The organism is Mitsuaria sp. PDC51, from assembly GCF_900113225.1.
GTDB lineage: Bacteria > Pseudomonadota > Gammaproteobacteria > Burkholderiales > Burkholderiaceae_C > Roseateles.
This window is the reverse complement of sequence record NZ_FOZE01000003.1, coordinates 506,736-523,047: the sequence shown is the minus strand read 5'-3', so window position 1 is coordinate 523,047 and position 16,312 is coordinate 506,736. Positions and strand designations below refer to the sequence as shown.

Annotated in this window: 15 protein-coding genes and 1 tRNA gene; 7 read left to right on the top strand and 9 right to left on the bottom strand. The window is 69.6% G+C overall.

Features of this window, described 5'->3' with window-relative positions:
* Positions 1-132 precede the first annotated feature (132 nt).
* Genes BM393_RS22745 through BM393_RS22730 form a run of 4 tightly spaced genes read right to left on the bottom strand, consistent with a single transcriptional unit; the run spans position 133 to position 3,335 of the window.
* Positions 133-1,491 (bottom strand): cell wall metabolism sensor histidine kinase WalK, encoded by a 1,359-nt coding sequence (locus tag BM393_RS22745; RefSeq protein WP_254783574.1) that lies wholly within the window; start codon positions 1,489-1,491, stop codon positions 133-135.
* Positions 1,488-2,219 carry a response regulator transcription factor gene (locus BM393_RS22740; protein ID WP_091733871.1) on the bottom strand — a complete coding sequence of 244 codons (732 nt, stop codon included), beginning with the start codon at positions 2,217-2,219 and terminating at the stop codon, positions 1,488-1,490. Before BM393_RS22740 ends, BM393_RS22745 begins: the two co-directional genes overlap by 4 nt.
* Entirely contained in the window at positions 2,197-2,562 is a 366-nt protein-coding gene (locus tag BM393_RS22735; RefSeq protein ID WP_091733869.1) for a ferredoxin family protein, read from the bottom strand. The genes BM393_RS22740 and BM393_RS22735 overlap by 23 nt, the downstream gene beginning before the upstream one ends.
* Positions 2,562-3,335, bottom strand: a complete 774-nt coding sequence (locus BM393_RS22730) for a hypothetical protein (RefSeq protein WP_141225450.1) — start codon at positions 3,333-3,335, stop codon at positions 2,562-2,564. Before BM393_RS22730 ends, BM393_RS22735 begins: the two co-directional genes overlap by 1 nt.
* A gap of 282 nt (positions 3,336-3,617) precedes the next feature.
* On the opposite strand from BM393_RS22730, the gene BM393_RS22725 reads away from it, so the two are divergent.
* Positions 3,618-6,476, top strand: a complete 2,859-nt coding sequence (locus BM393_RS22725) for a valine--tRNA ligase (RefSeq protein WP_091733308.1) — start codon at positions 3,618-3,620, stop codon at positions 6,474-6,476.
* On the opposite strand, the gene BM393_RS22720 is transcribed toward BM393_RS22725, so the two are convergent.
* Complete coding sequence (locus tag BM393_RS22720) at positions 6,418-7,392, bottom strand: D-isomer specific 2-hydroxyacid dehydrogenase family protein (RefSeq protein ID WP_091733303.1); 975 nt, start codon at positions 7,390-7,392, stop codon at positions 6,418-6,420. The genes BM393_RS22725 and BM393_RS22720 overlap by 59 nt on opposite strands.
* Positions 7,393-7,476: 84 nt before the next feature.
* Here BM393_RS22720 and galU point away from each other — a divergent pair, with 84 nt between their 5' ends.
* Positions 7,477-8,346: a UTP--glucose-1-phosphate uridylyltransferase GalU gene (gene galU, locus BM393_RS22715; protein WP_091733299.1), complete on the top strand. Its 870-nt coding sequence runs from the start codon at positions 7,477-7,479 to the stop codon at positions 8,344-8,346.
* Positions 8,347-8,444: 98 nt separating this feature from the next.
* On the opposite strand, the gene BM393_RS22710 is transcribed toward galU, so the two are convergent.
* From BM393_RS22710 to cysM, 3 genes are all read right to left on the bottom strand, one after another.
* Positions 8,445-8,672: a sulfurtransferase TusA family protein gene (locus BM393_RS22710; RefSeq protein ID WP_091733295.1), complete on the bottom strand. Its 228-nt coding sequence runs from the start codon at positions 8,670-8,672 to the stop codon at positions 8,445-8,447.
* 57 nt (positions 8,673-8,729) lie between these two features.
* Positions 8,730-9,257 carry an NUDIX domain-containing protein gene (locus BM393_RS22705; protein ID WP_091733292.1) on the bottom strand — a complete coding sequence of 176 codons (528 nt, stop codon included), beginning with the start codon at positions 9,255-9,257 and terminating at the stop codon, positions 8,730-8,732.
* 95 nt (positions 9,258-9,352) lie between these two features.
* Positions 9,353-10,282, bottom strand: a complete 930-nt coding sequence (cysM, locus tag BM393_RS22700; protein WP_091733289.1) for a cysteine synthase CysM — start codon at positions 10,280-10,282, stop codon at positions 9,353-9,355.
* Positions 10,283-10,432: 150 nt separating this feature from the next.
* Here cysM and BM393_RS22695 point away from each other — a divergent pair.
* Both BM393_RS22695 and BM393_RS22690 read left to right on the top strand, forming a co-directional pair.
* Positions 10,433-10,517 (top strand) — tRNA-Leu (locus BM393_RS22695).
* Between the two features lie 279 nt (positions 10,518-10,796).
* Positions 10,797-11,384, top strand: coding sequence for a rhomboid family intramembrane serine protease (locus BM393_RS22690; protein WP_091733286.1), 588 nt, complete (start codon positions 10,797-10,799; stop codon positions 11,382-11,384).
* Positions 11,385-11,427: 43 nt separating this feature from the next.
* On the opposite strand, the gene BM393_RS22685 is transcribed toward BM393_RS22690, so the two are convergent.
* Entirely contained in the window at positions 11,428-12,351 is a 924-nt protein-coding gene (locus BM393_RS22685) for an NAD-dependent epimerase/dehydratase family protein (RefSeq protein ID WP_091733284.1), read from the bottom strand.
* 154 nt (positions 12,352-12,505) lie between these two features.
* Here BM393_RS22685 and BM393_RS22680 point away from each other — a divergent pair, with 154 nt between their 5' ends.
* From BM393_RS22680 to BM393_RS22670, 3 genes are all read left to right on the top strand, one after another.
* Positions 12,506-13,543, top strand: coding sequence for a CDP-6-deoxy-delta-3,4-glucoseen reductase (locus tag BM393_RS22680; RefSeq protein WP_091733282.1), 1,038 nt, complete (start codon positions 12,506-12,508; stop codon positions 13,541-13,543).
* Between the two features lie 87 nt (positions 13,544-13,630).
* The gene (locus BM393_RS22675; protein WP_091733280.1) at positions 13,631-14,377 is read left to right on the top strand and encodes a 2OG-Fe dioxygenase family protein; all 747 of its coding nucleotides are present in this window, start codon (positions 13,631-13,633) and stop codon (positions 14,375-14,377) included.
* Between the two features lie 442 nt (positions 14,378-14,819).
* The gene (locus BM393_RS22670; RefSeq protein ID WP_091733278.1) at positions 14,820-16,202 is read left to right on the top strand and encodes a TolC family protein; all 1,383 of its coding nucleotides are present in this window, start codon (positions 14,820-14,822) and stop codon (positions 16,200-16,202) included.
* Positions 16,203-16,312: the final 110 nt, after the last annotated feature.

Below are 16,312 nucleotides of genomic sequence, written 5' to 3'. Positions count from 1 at the left end.
GCAAGACCTGGCACGAAAAGATCAATGAAATCGATTCGATGAAACCGTCGGCATGAGCGCCACACCAGTCCTCGTGGGGCGACCGACTTGTCTCGGTGACACCCGCGACGAGAGCCACTCGCTTGAGGCGGCTCAGCGGAATCGCACGACCGCCTCGAACCCCGGTTCGGCATTGCGCAACTCGAGCCGGCTGCCGTGCGCCTCGGCCACGAGCCGGCACAGCGACAGTCCCAGGCCCACGCCGCCTTCGCTGCGCGCGCGCGCCTCGTCGGGGCGGAAGAAGGGCTGGCCGAGCTGTGGGAGCGCCTCGGGCGGCACGCCGGGGCCGTGGTCGCGCACGGTGAGCCGCACGCCGTCGCCATCGCGCTCGACGCTGACCCGCACCGGGCCGCTCGCCGCGTCGTTGTGACGCAGCGCGTTGTGCACCAGGTTGCGCAGCAGCAGTTGCACCCGCATCCGGTCCAGCTGCAGCACGGGCAGGTCGGGATCGATGCTGAGCGTGACGCCGGGCTGGTCCTGCTCGCGCGCCAGCGCGCCGAGGTCGCAATCGCCGACCTGCAGCGCGCGATGCCCGCTGCCCAGCCGCTCGCTCTCCAGCAGGGCCGAGATCAACTCCCGCATCTGCGCCAGCTCGTCCAGCAGCGCCGCCTTCGAGGCCCCCTCGTCGACCAGTTCCGCATGCAGCCGCGCGCGCGTCAGCGGGCTGCGCAGCTCATGGCTGATCGCCAGCAGCAGGGCGCGCTTGCCGTCGAGCATCGCCTGGATGTCCTGGGCCATCTGGTTGAAGCGGTGCGCCAGGTCGCCGATCTCGTCGCGGTGGCGGATGGGCACGCGATGCGCGAGGTCGCCGCGCCCGAAGGCCTCCGCGCCCGCCGCCAGCTCGCGCAGCGGCGCCACCAGGCGGCGGATGCCGCCGTAGGCCAGGCCGGTCACCAGCAACAGCAGCGGCACGGCCCAGAGCCACCCGTACTCGACCTTCATCGAGCCCCACAGGATCGCGCTACCCGCGCAGGCCAGCACGACGAAGATCGCGATCAGCCGCGCGCCCAGCGAATGCTTGAAGTGCGCATGGTGGCGATGCCACCGCTGGTGCCAGCGGTTGCGCGCCCGCATATGCCAGCGCCAGCCGCGGCCCCGCGGGAACGGGCCGCCCATGGCCTCCATCTCCGCCCAGCGCCGCATCTTGTCCAGGCGCTTGCGGTGGTGCCTGAGCCGTTCCTCGTGCAGGCGCAACCACCAGGCGTCGCGCGGCGCATGCCAGCGCGGATCGCCGCAGCGGGGGTCGCTCCACTCGCCGGGACCGCCGGGACCGTCCGGGCCGGCCGATCCGGCCGCGCCGCGCGCGCGCCGTTCCCACGGCGCATGGCGGTCGTTGCCGTCATTACCGTCATTGCCGTCATTGCGGTCGCCGCCGTCGCCGCGGTCGCCGCGCCGGTCCCGCCGGTCGAGCCGGTCGCGCCAATGGTCGTAGGGGTGACGCGGTCCCTTCATGACCCGCCCTCCCCGCCGCCGGACGCCGCACCGCCCGCTACCGGCAACGCGAAGCAGTAGCCCGCGTTGCGCAGCGTCTTGAGCGCCTCCAGCGGCTCGAGCTTGCGACGCATACGGCTCACCAGGATGTCCACCGCCCGGGTGAACAGATCGGCCTCCTGCCCGCGCAGCCGGTTCAGGATCTCGTCGCGGGAGAACACCCGCCCGGGCTCGCGGGCGAGCATCACCAGCAGCTCGTATTCGGTACTGGTCAGCTCGACGGGGCCGGTGCCGGCCGTGACCAGGCGGCGCGCGGTGTCGATCTCCAGCCCCTCGAAGCGCAGCAGCGTCGCCGGCGCGACCGCCGCCGGCGCCAGGCGCGTGCGGCGCAGGATGGTCTGCAGGCGCGCGGCCAGCTCGCGGGGCTCGAAGGGTTTGGCCAGGTAATCGTCCGCGCCCAGCTCCAGGCCCACCACCCGGTCGGTCAGGTCGCCCCGCGCGGTCAGCATCAGGATCGGGATCTCGCGCCACGGCTCGCTGCCGCCGCGCACGCGCTTGCAGAAGGCGAAGCCGTCCATCTCCGGCAGCATGCCGTCCAGGATCAGCGCGTCGAAGCGCTCCTCGGCCAGCCGCGCCAGCGCGGCGCTCGGCCGCGTCACGGCGCTCAGCGCGAAGTCGAAACGCGCCAGGTAGCTCGCCAGCGGCGCGGCCAGCGCCTCGTCGTCGTCAATCAGCAGCAGTCGGTGCATCGTGCCGTCCATTGTGCCCAGCCGCCTGGCCCGGGGAGCCGTCGGCGCCCGCGGCGCGCGTGTGCCGGACCAGCGTGATGGCGCGCTCCGGGCAGGCCTTCACGCAGTGGCCGCAGGCCCGGCAGGCGTCGGCATTCGGCGTGAAGGCCTGCTGCCAGCCGTGCGCATAACCGCGCAGCTTGCCGAAGAGGCTCAGGTCCTTGCGGCGCTCCGCCGGCAAGGTGCCGACCGAGAACACGCCATAGGGGCAGACCTCGACGCAATCGCCCTTGCCTTCGCAGCGGTTGCGGTCGATGACCGGCCGCAGCAGCCCCGGAGGCTGCCGGCAGTCGCGGCCGTCCATCAAAGGCCCCGGTCGTTGGCAGCGCCGTGACCGTCGCGACGGTCGCGGCCACCCCGGCCGCCGTCGCGTCCGTCGCGTCCGTCGCGTCCGGCGCGGCGACGCAGCCGGCGCAACAGGAAACGCAGCATCTGCTGCTGGTCGAAGTCGAGCGCGTCGAAGAAGTCGCCGACGGCCGCCAACAGCGCGGGACCGGTCGCCCGCAGCGCCTCGACCTGGCCGTCGAAGAGTTCCTGCGCCTCCTCGCGGCGGAAGTTGTCGCTCTCGATCAGCCGGGCGACCTCCGGACCACGGGCCAGCGCCTTGACCGCGCGCCGCGCCGTGCCGAGCTGGTCGACCAGGCGCTCCAGCAGCTCGGCCTGGCTGTCGCTCAGGTCCAGAAAGGCGCGGGCCCGGGCTTGCAGCCGCCCGCCGCGGCGACCGTGGGCATCGGGTCCCAGGCCCCCGCCGAAGCCGCCCCACCCATCACCGCCGTGGTGACCAGGGCCACCGTGGTGGCGGTGGCGGCCGTGTCGGAATTGCTCGCGTCCGAGCCCGCCCCAGCCCCACGGGAAACCGCCGAAACCGGCGAACCGGTGCCAGGGGCCGTGGACGGGCAGCGGGCCGTAGAAGCCATCGTCACACACAGGGCCGAAAGGACCGAAGCGACCATCGTGGCCGAAGTGAGCGTGCTGACGTTCATGGTGGTGGCTCCAGCGTCGAAACAGGTGCATGGTGCAGTTCCTCGGTAAAGCCCGGTTGTCCGGGCGGTGAATCCATGTCGCCATGATTCCCATGCCGCCTCGTCGGGGCATCTCACCGCGGTATCGCTGCTTTTCGTTTTGTATCGCCCCCTGCCCACCCGACGGAATGCCTCCAAGGGGGGAGGCAGCGCCTCTGCTGACACGACGCGTCAGGGGTCTGGTTTTCGACATCCCCCGCCCGGGCGACTGTTCTCCCCCCTCGGCTGTCCCCCGTTCCGCGCGCCCGGAACGGGGCTCGCCGGAGCCATGGCCCTCTACAATCGCCGGCTCCGTGTCCCTCGCCTAGATGACACCGCCTCGCGGCGGAGCGCCCCCATGACCGAACTCGCCAAGTCCTTCGAACCCGCCTCTCTCGAAGCCCATTGGGGCCCGCTGTGGGAGTCCAAGGGCCTCTACGAGCCGACGCTCGATCCGGCCAGGCCGTCGTTCAGCATCCAGCTGCCGCCGCCCAACGTCACCGGCACGCTGCACATGGGGCATGCGTTCAACCAGACCATCATGGACTCGCTGACGCGCTACCACCGGATGCGCGGCCACAACACGCTGTGGGTCCCCGGCACCGACCACGCCGGCATCGCCACGCAGATCGTCGTCGAGCGCCAGCTGCAGGGCCAGGGCCAGAGCCGCCACGACCTGGGCCGCAAGAACTTCGTCGCCCGCGTCTGGGAATGGAAGCAGCAGTCCGGCTCCACCATCACGCAGCAGATGCGCCGCATGGGCGACTCGGTGTCCTGGGGCCACGAGTACTTCACGATGGACGAGAAGCTGTCGACCGTCGTCGTCGACACCTTCGTCAAGCTCTTCGACGAAGGCCTGATCTACCGCGGCAAGCGCCTGGTCAGCTGGGACCCGATCCTGAAGTCCGCCGTCTCCGACCTCGAGGTCGAGAGCGAGGAGGAGGAAGGTTCGCTGTGGCACATCCGCTATCCGCTGGCCGAGGGCGGCGAGTCGCTGGTCGTGGCGACCACGCGGCCCGAGACCATGCTGGGCGACACCGCGGTGATGGTCCATCCCGAGGACGAGCGCTACAAGCACCTGATCGGCCAGCAGGTGAAGCTGCCCATCACCGGTCGCCTGGTGCCGGTGATCGCCGACGAGTACGTCGACAAGGCATTCGGCACCGGCGTCGTCAAGGTCACGCCGGCCCACGACACCAACGACTACCAGGTCGGCCAGCGCCACCAGCTGCCGATGCTGACCATCTTCACGCTGGACGCGACCGTCGTCGACACGATGGACGAGATCCCGGCCGAGTACCGCGGCCTGGACCGCTTCGCGGCGCGCAAGGCGATCGTCAAGGCGCTGGAGGAGCAAGGCCTGCTGGTCGAGGTCAAGAAGCACAAGCTGATGGTCCCGCGCTGCACGCGCACCGGGCAGATCGTCGAGCCGATGCTGACGGACCAGTGGTTCGTCGCCACCAGCAAGCCGGGCAAGGACGGCAAGTCCATCGCGCAGAAGGCCATCGACGTGGTCGCCAGCGGCGAGGTCAGGTTCGTGCCCGAGAACTGGGTCAACACCTACAACCAGTGGATGGGCAACATCCAGGACTGGTGCATCTCGCGCCAGCTCTGGTGGGGCCACCAGATCCCGGCCTGGTTCGGCACGGGCGGCGAGATCTTCGTCGCCCATGACGAGGCCGAGGCGCAGGCCAAGGCCACCGCCGCCGGCTACACCGGCCCGCTCAAGCGCGACGAGGACGTGCTGGACACCTGGTACTCGTCGGCGCTGGTGCCGTTCTCGACGCTGGGCTGGCCCGCCAAGACGCTCGAGCAGGACCTGTTCCTGCCGTCGTCGGTGCTGGTCACCGGCTACGACATCATCTTCTTCTGGGTCGCCCGGATGATCATGATGACGACGCACTTCACCGGCAAGGTGCCCTTCAAGCATGTGTACATCCACGGCCTGGTGCTGGACGCGCAGGGCAAGAAGATGAGCAAGTCCGAGGGCAACGTGCTGGACCCGGTCGACCTGATCGACGGCATCGAGCTGGCCCCGCTGCTGGACAAGCGCACCCAGGGCCTGCGCAAGCCCGAGACCGCGCCCAAGGTCCGCAAGGCCACCGAGAAGGAATTCCCCGAAGGCATCCCCGGCTACGGCGCCGACGCGCTGCGTTTCACCTTCGCGGCGATGGCGACGCTGGGCCGCAGCGTCAACTTCGACAGCAAGCGCTGCGAGGGCTACCGGAACTTCTGCAACAAGCTGTGGAACGCCACCCGCTTCGTGCTGATGAACACGCAAGGCCAGGACTGCGGCCTGGTCGAGCACTCGAAGGAGCAATGCGCGCCAGGCGGCAGCGCGCACGGTTACCTGCAGTTCTCGCAGGCCGACCGCTGGATCGTCAGCGAGCTGCAGCAGGTCGAGCAGGCCGTCGCGCAGGGCTTCGCCGACTACCGCCTGGACCAGGTCGCCAACGCGATCTATTCCTTCGTGTGGGACGAGTACTGCGACTGGTATCTGGAGCTGGCCAAGGTGCAGCTGCAGACCGCGCAGGCCGAGGGCAACGAGGCCGCGCAGCGCGGCACGCGCCGCACGCTGATCCGCGTGCTCGAGACCATCCTGCGTCTGCTGCACCCGATCGCGCCCTTCATCACCGAGGAACTCTGGCAGACCGTCGCGCCGATCGCCGGCCGCAAGTCCACCGACTACCTGGTGACCGCGCCCTACCCGGTCGCGCAGCCCGAGCGCATCGACCCGCAGGCCATCGCCTGGGTCGAGCAGCTCAAGGCCGTGGTCGGCACCTGCCGCAGCCTGCGCGGCGAGATGGGCCTGAGCCCGTCCGACCGCGTGCCGCTGCTGGCCGGCGGCGACCTGTCCTTCCTGCGCGAGGCCGCGCCGGCGCTGAAGGTGCTGGCCAAGCTGCAGAGCGTCGAGCTGATCGAGGACGAGGCCGCCTTCAACCAGCAGAGCGCGATGTCGCCGGTGCTGGTGCACGGCGCGGCGCGCCTGGCGCTGAAAGTGGAGATCGACGTCGAGGCCGAGCGCGCCCGCATCGCCAAGGAGATTGCCCGCCTGGAAGGCGAGGTCGCCAAGGCCAATGCCAAGCTGGGTAATGAGAGCTTCGTGGCGCGCGCCCCGGCGGCCGTCGTGGAGCAGGAACGTCAGCGCATCGCCGACTTCAGCGCCACCGTGGTTCGGCTAAAAGATCAGGCAGCGCGCCTGGGTGGGTCGGCCTGAATTCGGCCTGCGTCGCGGGCGTGGACAGGATCTCCGAGATCCGCCGCGCCACGCTCCACGCGGCGCGCATCCGTGACTCCCGGGTCGTCGCCGCCACGCGCGGCGTGACCTGCAGACCGGGCGCCCCATGCAAGGGGCGCCCGGCTTCCATCAGGCCGGGCTCCATCAGGTCCAGCCACGCGGCCAGCAATCGGCCGCCATGCAGCGCGTCCGCCAGCGCCTGTTCGTCGAACAGGGCCGAGTGCGAGGTCGACACCAGCACCTGAGACGGCTTGCAGAAGTTCAGCACCCGCTCGCCGATCAGGCCGCGGTAGCGCGGGAAATACGCGAGCTGCACGCTGACGCCGTCGGCGGCCTGCATCAGTTCGCGCAGTCCATAGGGTTCGATGCCCCACTGCGCCCAGAGCGGATCGGCATGGTGCAGGCTGGGGTCATAACCGATCACGCGCGCACCAAACACCGGCAGCAGCGTGGCGAGCTGGCGCGCCGAGGGCGTCAGGCCCACCAGGCCGATGGTGGCGCAACCGAGCTCGCGCCCCACCCACTGGCCGTCCGCGCCCTGCACCGGCACGCGGCGCAGCAGCGCGAGCAAGGCGCCGATGACGAACTCCGCTTCGGCCGAGGCCGCCGCCGTCGGCGCGCGCACCACTTCGATGTTGGCGGCGCGGCAGGCTTCCAGATCGATGTTCTCCGCGCCGGCGCCGATGCGCCCGACGGCACGCAGTCGCGGCGCGCGGCGGACGGTGTCCGCGTCCAGCGCGACGGAGGCGGGCAGGAAAATTGCCTGGGCCTGCGCAACATGCTCTCTCAGCGTCAGCGGCGCGTCCGCCGGCTCGGGGGCGACCTGCACGGCATGGCGCTCCGCCAGCCATTCCAGGACGTCTGCCTCCAGCGGTTCCAGGACTAGCACTGACATGAGGGGTTTGGAGAGGATTGTTTGATTTTCTTTCAGTAGCGCCATGCAAGAATGCCGGCGCAATTACCGTTGGAGTGTACGTAAATGGCCCTCATCAACAAGGCAATCTTCCCGGTTGCTGGACTTGGCACTCGCTTCCTGCCCGCCACCAAGGCGCAGCCCAAGGAGATGCTGCCGGTGGTCGACAAGCCGCTGATCCAGTACGCAGTGGAGGAGGCCTACGCGGCCGGCATCCGCCAGATGATCTTCGTGAATGGACGTAACAAGCGCGCCATTCCCGATCACTTCGACACCGCATTCGAACTCGAGACCGAACTCGAGGCCGCCGGCAAGAAGGAACTGCTCGCGCTGGTCCATTCGATCAAGCCCGACGACATGGAGTGCATCTACATCCGCCAGCCCAAGGCCCTGGGCCTGGGCCACGCGGTGCTGTGCGCGCAATGCGTGGTCGTCAACGAGCCCTTCGCGGTGCTGCTGGCCGACGACCTGATGGTGGGCAAGCCACCGGTGCTCAAGCAGATGGTGGACCAGTTCTCCGAATGGCAGGCCTCCATCCTGGCCGTCCAGGAAGTGCCCGCCGAGCACACCAAGCGCTACGGCATCGTGGCAGGCTCTGCCATCAGCGACCGCCTGATGGACCTGACCCACATGGTCGAGAAGCCCAATCCCGAGGACGCGCCGTCGCGCCTGGGCGTGGCCGGCCGCTACATCCTCACGCCGGGCGTGTTCCGCGAGATCGCCACGCAGCCGCGCGGCGTCGGCGGCGAGATCCAGCTGACGGACGGCATCGCCGCGCTGATGCGCCGCGAGAAGGTCTTCGCCTTCCGCTACGACGGCAAGCGCTACGACTGCGGCAGCAAGGAAGGTTTCCTGCAGGCCAACGTCGAGCTCGCGCTGGACCATCCGCAACTGGGCGCCAGCTTCCGCGAGTACCTGAAGTCGCTGGAAATCTGACCGCCCTGAACTTCTGACGGCAGGACTTCCCGTCACTGTCCCGTCATGAAGCACGAAGGCCACGCAACGCGTGGCCTTCTTCGTTTCCGGATCCGCGCTCAGCGGCGCTTGAGCACGTGGATGAACTCGTCGCCGGCGCTGGTCTGCTCGACCAGCTCATTGCCGGTCTGGCGCGAGAAGGCCTGGAAGTCGCGCATCGATCCCGGGTCGGTCGCGACCACCTTGAGCAGCTGGCCGCTTTCCATTTCCGCCAGCGCCTTCTTGGCCTTGAGGATGGGCAGCGGGCAGTTCAGTCCGCGGGTGTCGAGTTCCTTGTGGATGTCCATGTTTGTGTCCTGACCGGCGCGCGCACCGGCGATGTGGCGGATTCTAGTCAGCCCGGCTCAGCTGCGCGGCGCCATCCACTTCGGCTCGAGGCCGCGACCGCGCAGCCAGTCCGCCAGCGCCTGGCCGGTCCCGGCGGGCCAGCATTCGAGCTGCTCCGGCGGCGTCAGCGAGTACTCGACCAGCTCCGGCGACAGCGTGACCTCGCCGCGCGCCGGCACGTGGTACGCGATGATGACCTGGTTCTTCTTCTGGAAGTCGTAGACGCCGATCAGCGTCGCGCCCAGGGCCTCGAGCGAGGTCTCCTCCAGCACCTCGCGCCGGATGCCCTCCTCCGGCGACTCGCCGGCCTCCATGAAGCCGGTGATCAATCCGAAGAAGCGCCCCGGCCAGGCGGCGTTGCGGGCGAGCAAGACCTGGCCCTCGCGGTCGACGCACTCGACCACCGCCGCCAGCACCGGTGTCGGGTTGTTCCAGTGGGTGAAGTCGCAGCGGGGGCAGCGCAGCCGGGTCTTGGGGCCGCCGTCCTCCGGCAGTTCGATCCACGCCAGTTCGCTGGCGCATTGCGGGCAGAAGCGGAAGGTCATGGGCAAAGGCGCGCGGCGCCGTCGGATCACGATCCGGCGATCATCCCCGATCGCCGGCCGCCCGTCAGGCAGTCAGGCCCTCAGCCCTCCGACCATCAAGCCGGGAACACGCCGGTCGACAGGTAGCGGTCGCCGCGGTCGCAGACGACGAACACGATCGTCGCGTTGCTCACCTGGCGCGCGATCTGCATCGCGACCCAGCAGGCGCCCGCGGCCGAGATGCCGCCGAACAGGCCTTCCTCGCGGGCCAGCCGGCGGGCCATGTCCTCGGCATCGGACTGGCCGACCAGCACCAGCTCGTCCACCGTTTCCGGGCGGTAGATCTTGGGCAGGTAGGCCGGCGGCCACTTGCGGATGCCGGGGATGCGCGAGCCTTCCGCCGGCTGCGCGCCGACGATGCGCACGTCCGGGTTCTGCTCCTTCAGGAAGCGCGACACGCCGGTGATGGTGCCGGTCGTGCCCATCGCGCTGACGAAGTGGGTGACGCGGCCGCCGGTGTCGCGCCAGATCTCGGGACCGGTGGTCTCGTAATGGATGCGGGGGTTGTCGCCATTGGCGAATTGATCGAGCACGCGGCCCTTGCCGTCACGCTGCATCTGCTCGGCCAGGTCGCGGGCGTATTCCATGCCGCCGGAGCGCGGCGTCAGGATCAGCTCGGCGCCGAAGGCCTTCATCGTCTGGGCGCGCTCGACCGACAGGTCCTCCGGCATGATCAGCACCATCCGGTAGCCGCGGATCGCCGCGGCCATCGCCAGCGCGATGCCGGTGTTGCCGGAGGTCGCCTCGATGAGCGTGTCGCCGGGCTTGATCTCGCCGCGCTCCTCGGCGCGCCGGATCATGCTGATGGCCGGACGATCCTTGACCGAGCCCGCCGGGTTGTTGCCCTCCAGCTTGGCCAGCAGCACATTGCCGCGCGCGGCCAGCGCCGGGCCCAGCACGCGTTGCAACCGCACCAGCGGCGTGTGGCCGATGACGTCTTCCAGGGTCGGATAGCTCGTGGGATCGAAGGCGCTTGCATCACTCATAGCCGCGCATTCTCTCAGTCGGCGTATGGCTGTGGTGGCATAATGCCTTTTCTTTCGCGGCCCCTCTGGCTCTGTCCACGACGAAGCTTCAGTTGATGGCCCGCACAGCGGCCCCAGCGTCGATCCGACCGGGGCCGCGTTGCTGATGACGCCCGGATGGCGAAATCGGTAGACGCAGGGGACTCAAAATCCCCCGCCGCAAGGCGTGTCGGTTCGAGTCCGACTCCGGGCACCACTCTGGAAAGTGGTCAGCTCTCGTCTCAGCAACGCCCCATCGTTCCGCATTCGTTCCGCATTCGCGGCTCGGCGTCGCCGCGCCCGCGCGATCCGCCGCGCCCCCGCGACATCGGCGCGGCCGTCGCTCGCACTGCGGTCGCGCCGATGGGGGCCAGTGCTTGCCCTCATCAAGCTTGGATACACTCGCCCGATCGTCCTGCCCCCAACGACGGGGGTCAGGATTCGCCGGTGGCGCCGCAGGGCGCCTTTCCTTTGTCTCCCCCGAAGACGCGCCGCGATGCCATTCATTCCACCGGTCACCAAGGCCTTCATGCTGATCTGCGTGGGCCTGTTCTGCCTGCCCATCGTCGTGCCCTCGCTGGCGATGCTGAACTTCCAGATGGCGCTGTGGCCGCTGAACACCGGCCGCTTCGAGCCCTGGCAGCCGCTGACCTACGCCTTCCTGCACGGCGACGCCTGGCACCTGTTCTTCAACATGCTGGGCCTGTGGATGTTCGGCTCGGAGCTGGAAGCGCTGTGGGGCGGCAAGCGCTACGCGCAGCTGCTGGTGGCCAGCGCGCTGACGGCCGCCGCCGCGCAGCTCGTGTTCACGCTGCTGATCGGCTCGGGCGCGCCGACGGTGGGCGCCTCGGGCGCGCTCTTCGGCCTGCTGCTGTCCTACGGCTTGATGTTCCCGGACCGGATCATCATGCCGCTCTTCCCCCCGATCCCGATGAAGGCCAAGGTCTTCGTCGCCATCTTCGGCGCGATCGAGCTGGTGCTCGGCATCACGAGCTCCAGCGGCATCGCCCACTTCGCCCACCTGGGCGGCATGCTGGGCGCCTGGCTGATGGTGAACTACTGGCGCGGCGGACGGCGGCGCTGAAGCCGGCCGGGACGCTCAGCCCTCGGCGACTCCCCCGCGGCGGTCAGCGTTCGACCGCCAGCAGGCCCTCGCGCGGCGTCGGATAACGCAGCCGCAGGCGCAGTTCGCGCTTGAGCCGACCGTTGTCCATCCGGCGCGATTCATTCATGAAGCTCATCTGCATCGGCGAGAACACCGCCGACGCCTGCGCGCGCGCGACCCGCGCCGGCGGCGCCAAACCGCACAACGCGGCGGCCAGGTCGAAGTAGTCGCCCATCAGCAGCTCGCTGTCGTCGCTCGCGTGGATCACCCGCTGCGCCGGCCCGCGCATCAGCGCCAGCAGGCAGGCGCGCGCCAGGTCATCGGCCTGGATGTGGTTGGTGTAGACGTCGTCCTCGCGCGCCAGCACCGGCAGGCCCTTGCCCAGCCGCTCGCGCGGATGCCCGCCGGCGCGGTCGAACGCATAGATGCCGGGCACCCGCAGGATCGTCACCGGGCAGCCGGTCGCCCGCCCCCACTGGCGCAGCTGCGACTCGGCATCGACGCGGCGCCAGGCGCGCTCGTTGGACGGATTCGGACGGCGCGTCTCATCGATGCGCGCGCCGCCGCAGTCGCCGTAGACGCCGCTGGTGCTGGCATAGACCAGGTGCCGCGGCGCCCCCGAGCGCGACAGCGCCTGCAGCAGGTGCCGCGTGCGTTCGTCGGTGCGCCCCTGCGCGGCCGGCGGCGCCAGATGCAGCACCCGGTCCGCCAGGCCGGCGAGCCGACCGAGCGTCGCCGCGTCGTCCAGGTCGCCGATCAGCGGGATCGCGCCCGCGGCGCGCAGCGCGTCGACGCGCGCGGCGCTGCTGGTCAGCGCGAAGACCGTCCAGCGCCCGGCCAGCAGCCGCAGCACGCGCAGGCCGACGTCGCCACAGCCGACGATCAACAGGCGGCCGCGGCGGGCGCGATGGGAAGCGGCGGGCGAAGCGGACGGGGAACCAGGCATGACGAGGGGCGCTGCGGGGCTGGGGCAAAATGGCGGGCCAGTTTACGGCTGGCACGGCTCGCGCCCCGGTCTCCGGACCGCGCGGGCCGTGTCGCTTCCGCCGCCTTCCTTTCCCTCTCGACATGACGCGGGTCCGTCCGCGCCGCCCCGCACCATGAGCTTCCAGGTCACCGTCCTGCCCGCCGGCCGCAACTTCACCGTCGACGACGACGAAACCGTGCTGGCCGCCGCCATCCGCCAGGGCATCGGCCTGCCCTACGGCTGCAAGGACGGCGCCTGCGGTTCCTGCAAGAGCAAGCTGGTCGAGGGCCAGGTCGTGCACGGCGAGCACCAGTCCAAGGCGCTGCCGCCGGCCGAGGAAGCCGCCGGCATGATCCTCACCTGCTGCGCCAGGCCGCAGACCGATTGCGTCGTCGAGGCCCGCACGGTGCCCGGCGCCGGCGAGTTCCCGGTGCTCAAGCTGCCCAGCCGCGTGATCACTATCGAGAAGCCGGCCGGCGACGTCGCCGTCGTCCGGCTGCAGCTGCCGGCCAACCAGAACCTGCAATACCGCGCCGGCCAGTACGTCGAGTTCATCCTGCGCGACGGCGCCCGCCGCAGCTACTCGATGGCCAATGCACCGAGCCGCCTGGGCACCCCGCCGGCCATCGAGCTGCACATCCGCCACATGCCCGGCGGCAAGTTCACCGACCACGTCTTCGGCGCGCTCAAGGAAAAGGACATCCTTCGCATGGAAGGCCCCTTCGGCAGCTTCTTCCTGCGCGAGGACAGCGACAAGCCGATCGTGCTGCTGGCCTCGGGCACCGGCTTCGCGCCGATCAAGGCGATCCTGGAGCGCATCCAGGACCAGGGCATCACCCGCCCGGTGACGCTGTACTGGGGCGCGCGCGGCCAGGCCGACCTCTACCTGCACGACTGGGCGGTCCAGGCCGCCGCGGCGATGCCCACGCTGAGCTACGTGCCGGTGCTGTCCGAGCCCAGGGCCGAGGACGGCTGGACCGGTCGCACCGGATTCGTCCACCAGGCCGTGATGGCCGACCTGCCGGACCTCTCGCGCCACCAGGTCTACGCCTGCGGCGCGCCCGTCATGGTGGAGTCGGCGCAGCGCGACTTCGTCGCCCGCTGCGGCCTGCCGGCGGAGGAGTTCTACGCCGACGCGTTCACCTCCGAGGCTGACAAGCACGCCGGCTGAGCCGGCGGCAGCGCTTTGCGCACCGCGAATCCCGTGTTGCCGGCGTGACATGCGCCAGGGCGGGTGAGGCGTCCGATACTCGCGGGCATGAAGCATTTCCCGCCGCCCTACTCCAGCGCCGCGCAGTTCGAGCAGCAACTGCAGGACCTCGGTCACACCGTCATCGCGCCGGAGAGCCTGACGCATTGGTTGCACTGCCAGGCGAGTGACCTGCGCGGGCTGCAACCCTTCTGGAACGACCTGCCGCCCGACGCCTACCTGCGCGACGGCGGTCGCTACCGCTTCCGGCGGCACGCGAGCTTCGTCGTCGACGCGCAGGCCGACCCGTCGGTGCGCCTGGCGCCGCACCGCGCGCACTGGCAGCCGGTGGACTACAACGCGCTGCACGGCGGCATCGAGCGCTGGTTCGAGCCCATGGAGCCCGCCGCCGTGGAGCTGCCCATCTGGCCGCGCCTGCTGCTGGGCCTGGCGGGCGTGGCCGACCGGCTCAAGGGCGCGCGCCCGTGGTTCGTCGAGGCGCACCAGTTCCGCATCGACACCGCCGGCGGCATCGGCCGCCCGACGCCCGAAGGCGCGCACCGCGACGGCGTGGACCTGGTGGCCGTCTTCATGCTGGCCCGCCATGGCATCAAGGGGGGCGAGTCGCGCGTCTTCGAGGCCGACGGTCCGCGCGGCCAGCGCTTCACGATGATGGAGCCCTGGACGCTGCTGCTGCTCGACGACGAGCGCGTGATCCACGAGACCACCCCCATCCAGCCGATGGAGCCCACCCATCCGGGCCACCGCGACACCCTGGTGGTGACCCTGCGCGCCGACGCCTTCATGGGCCGCTGAGCCACTCACTCCCTTCTTTTTGCTAGTCCGCCGGCGCCCGATGCCCTGCATCGCGCGCCGGCTTTCGTTCGTCCGCGAAAGGGCGCGCATCGCCGATGGCGCCTGGCTTCGCGGAGGGTGGGCGCGCGCGACGCCAAACCAATTGACGCCGCGATTTGCTGGAATACCTACTCAAATTAACTAGCAAACATTAGTAGTTTCTCAACGCGTCAATAACATATTCAGGCACCCCACCCATTCGGGTGATTGGCCTCAACAAAATCAGCAGAATCAAGGCAGCAGAATCCCTTGAATTGATCAATCGATGATCGGTTCAGCCGCCGCCGAAAGACATTGACGGAATCGACATCCGGAGCCTTCTTTCGCTTCCTAAACTGACCTGGCGAATTGAGATTTTCGCCGTGACCCAGCAGTCCGCCGGGCCAGTTTCCAGGGAGTTTCCATGCGGTCGATCAATCACCTCTGGCTGCGGCCAATACTGGCCTTTGGCATCGGCGGCGCCATTCAAATTGGCGCCTTGGCGGAAACCCCACCGGATTGCACGACCACCCTCGATGCCCAAACCCTGGTTACGCTCAGCGCCGCCGTCGACAGTGCCCTGTGCCGGGATACCCGCACAGCCACGGCCTGGGTTTCCATCAAGGCGCAGAAAATCCAACTGGCCGCGGCCAAGGCGGCTTATCTCCCGACGGTCAATGCCTCGCTGACGGCGCAAAGCAATACCAGCCAGAGCACCCAGTCGCCGGGCGGCAACCAGCGCGTCACCGGCTACAGCAGTTATCTCGGCCTGAGCTGGCGACTCTTCGACTTCGGCGAGCGCGCCGCCCGCGAGGAAATGGCCGAACGCCTGCTGACCGCGGCCACCAGCACCTACGACGACGCCGTGCGCCGGACCGTCTCCGACACCATCCAGGCCTATTTCTCCGCCCTGCAGGCGAGCGCCACGCTGGGCGCGCGCCAGCAGTCGGTGGCGCTGGCGCAGCGCACCCGTGACGCCGCCCGCGACCGGGAGCAGAAGGGCGCCGCCAGTCGCGCCGACACCCTGCAGGCCGAGGCCTCGCTGGCCCGCGCACGCTTGAACCTGCAGCGCGCCAAGGCGGAGCTGGACAAGGCCACCGCGGTGCTGGTCCAGACCATGGGCGTGCCGGCCGGCACGGCGCTGCGCCTCCCGGACAAGAGCCCGACCCCGTCGCGCGCCGATTTGCCCGACCTGGGCCAGCTGCTGGATGAGGCCAGGGCCCACCACCCGGCCATCCTCGCCGCCCGCTATCAGCGCGACGCGAGCCAGGCCGGCGTCGCCGCCGCCCGGGCGGCCGGGCGCCCCACCATCGACTTCACCGCGGCCAACTACCGCAATGGTTATCCGAACCAGAGCGTCCAGGCCTCGCGCTCGAGCACCTTCACCGTCGGCGCCACGATCACGATTCCGCTGTTCGATGGTGATTCCCGTCGCAACAAGATCCAGGAAGCCCAGGCGCAGGCGGAGAAATCCGAACTGCAGGTGACGGACACCGAAAACCGCGTCCTGCTGGAGCTGGTCAAGACCCACGCGGAATTGGCGGCCTCGCTGGACAACATCGACGCCGCGAATCAATTGCTCCAGGCCGCGCAATCGGCCATGGATTCCGCGACGAATCGATATGAACGCGGCGTCTCGGACATCCTGGAACTGATTTCCGCCCAAGGCACCCTGGTCGACGCGCTCGATGCACGAGCCCAGTGCGAATACCAGTGGAACGCGGCCCGGCTGAAATTGATGTCGGACCTCGGCGAAATGAATAGAGACGGCATCGCCGCGCTCGACGGCCCGCTGCCCACCCCCTGATTCCCCCCAAGCCCGCGCGACTCCCGGAAGGACCGAGGAGAAGCGCCCGCTGTTGTCCCGCGGCCGACCTTTTCCGGCCATTCCCTCCCTCGAAAGAGCCACCAGCTCAC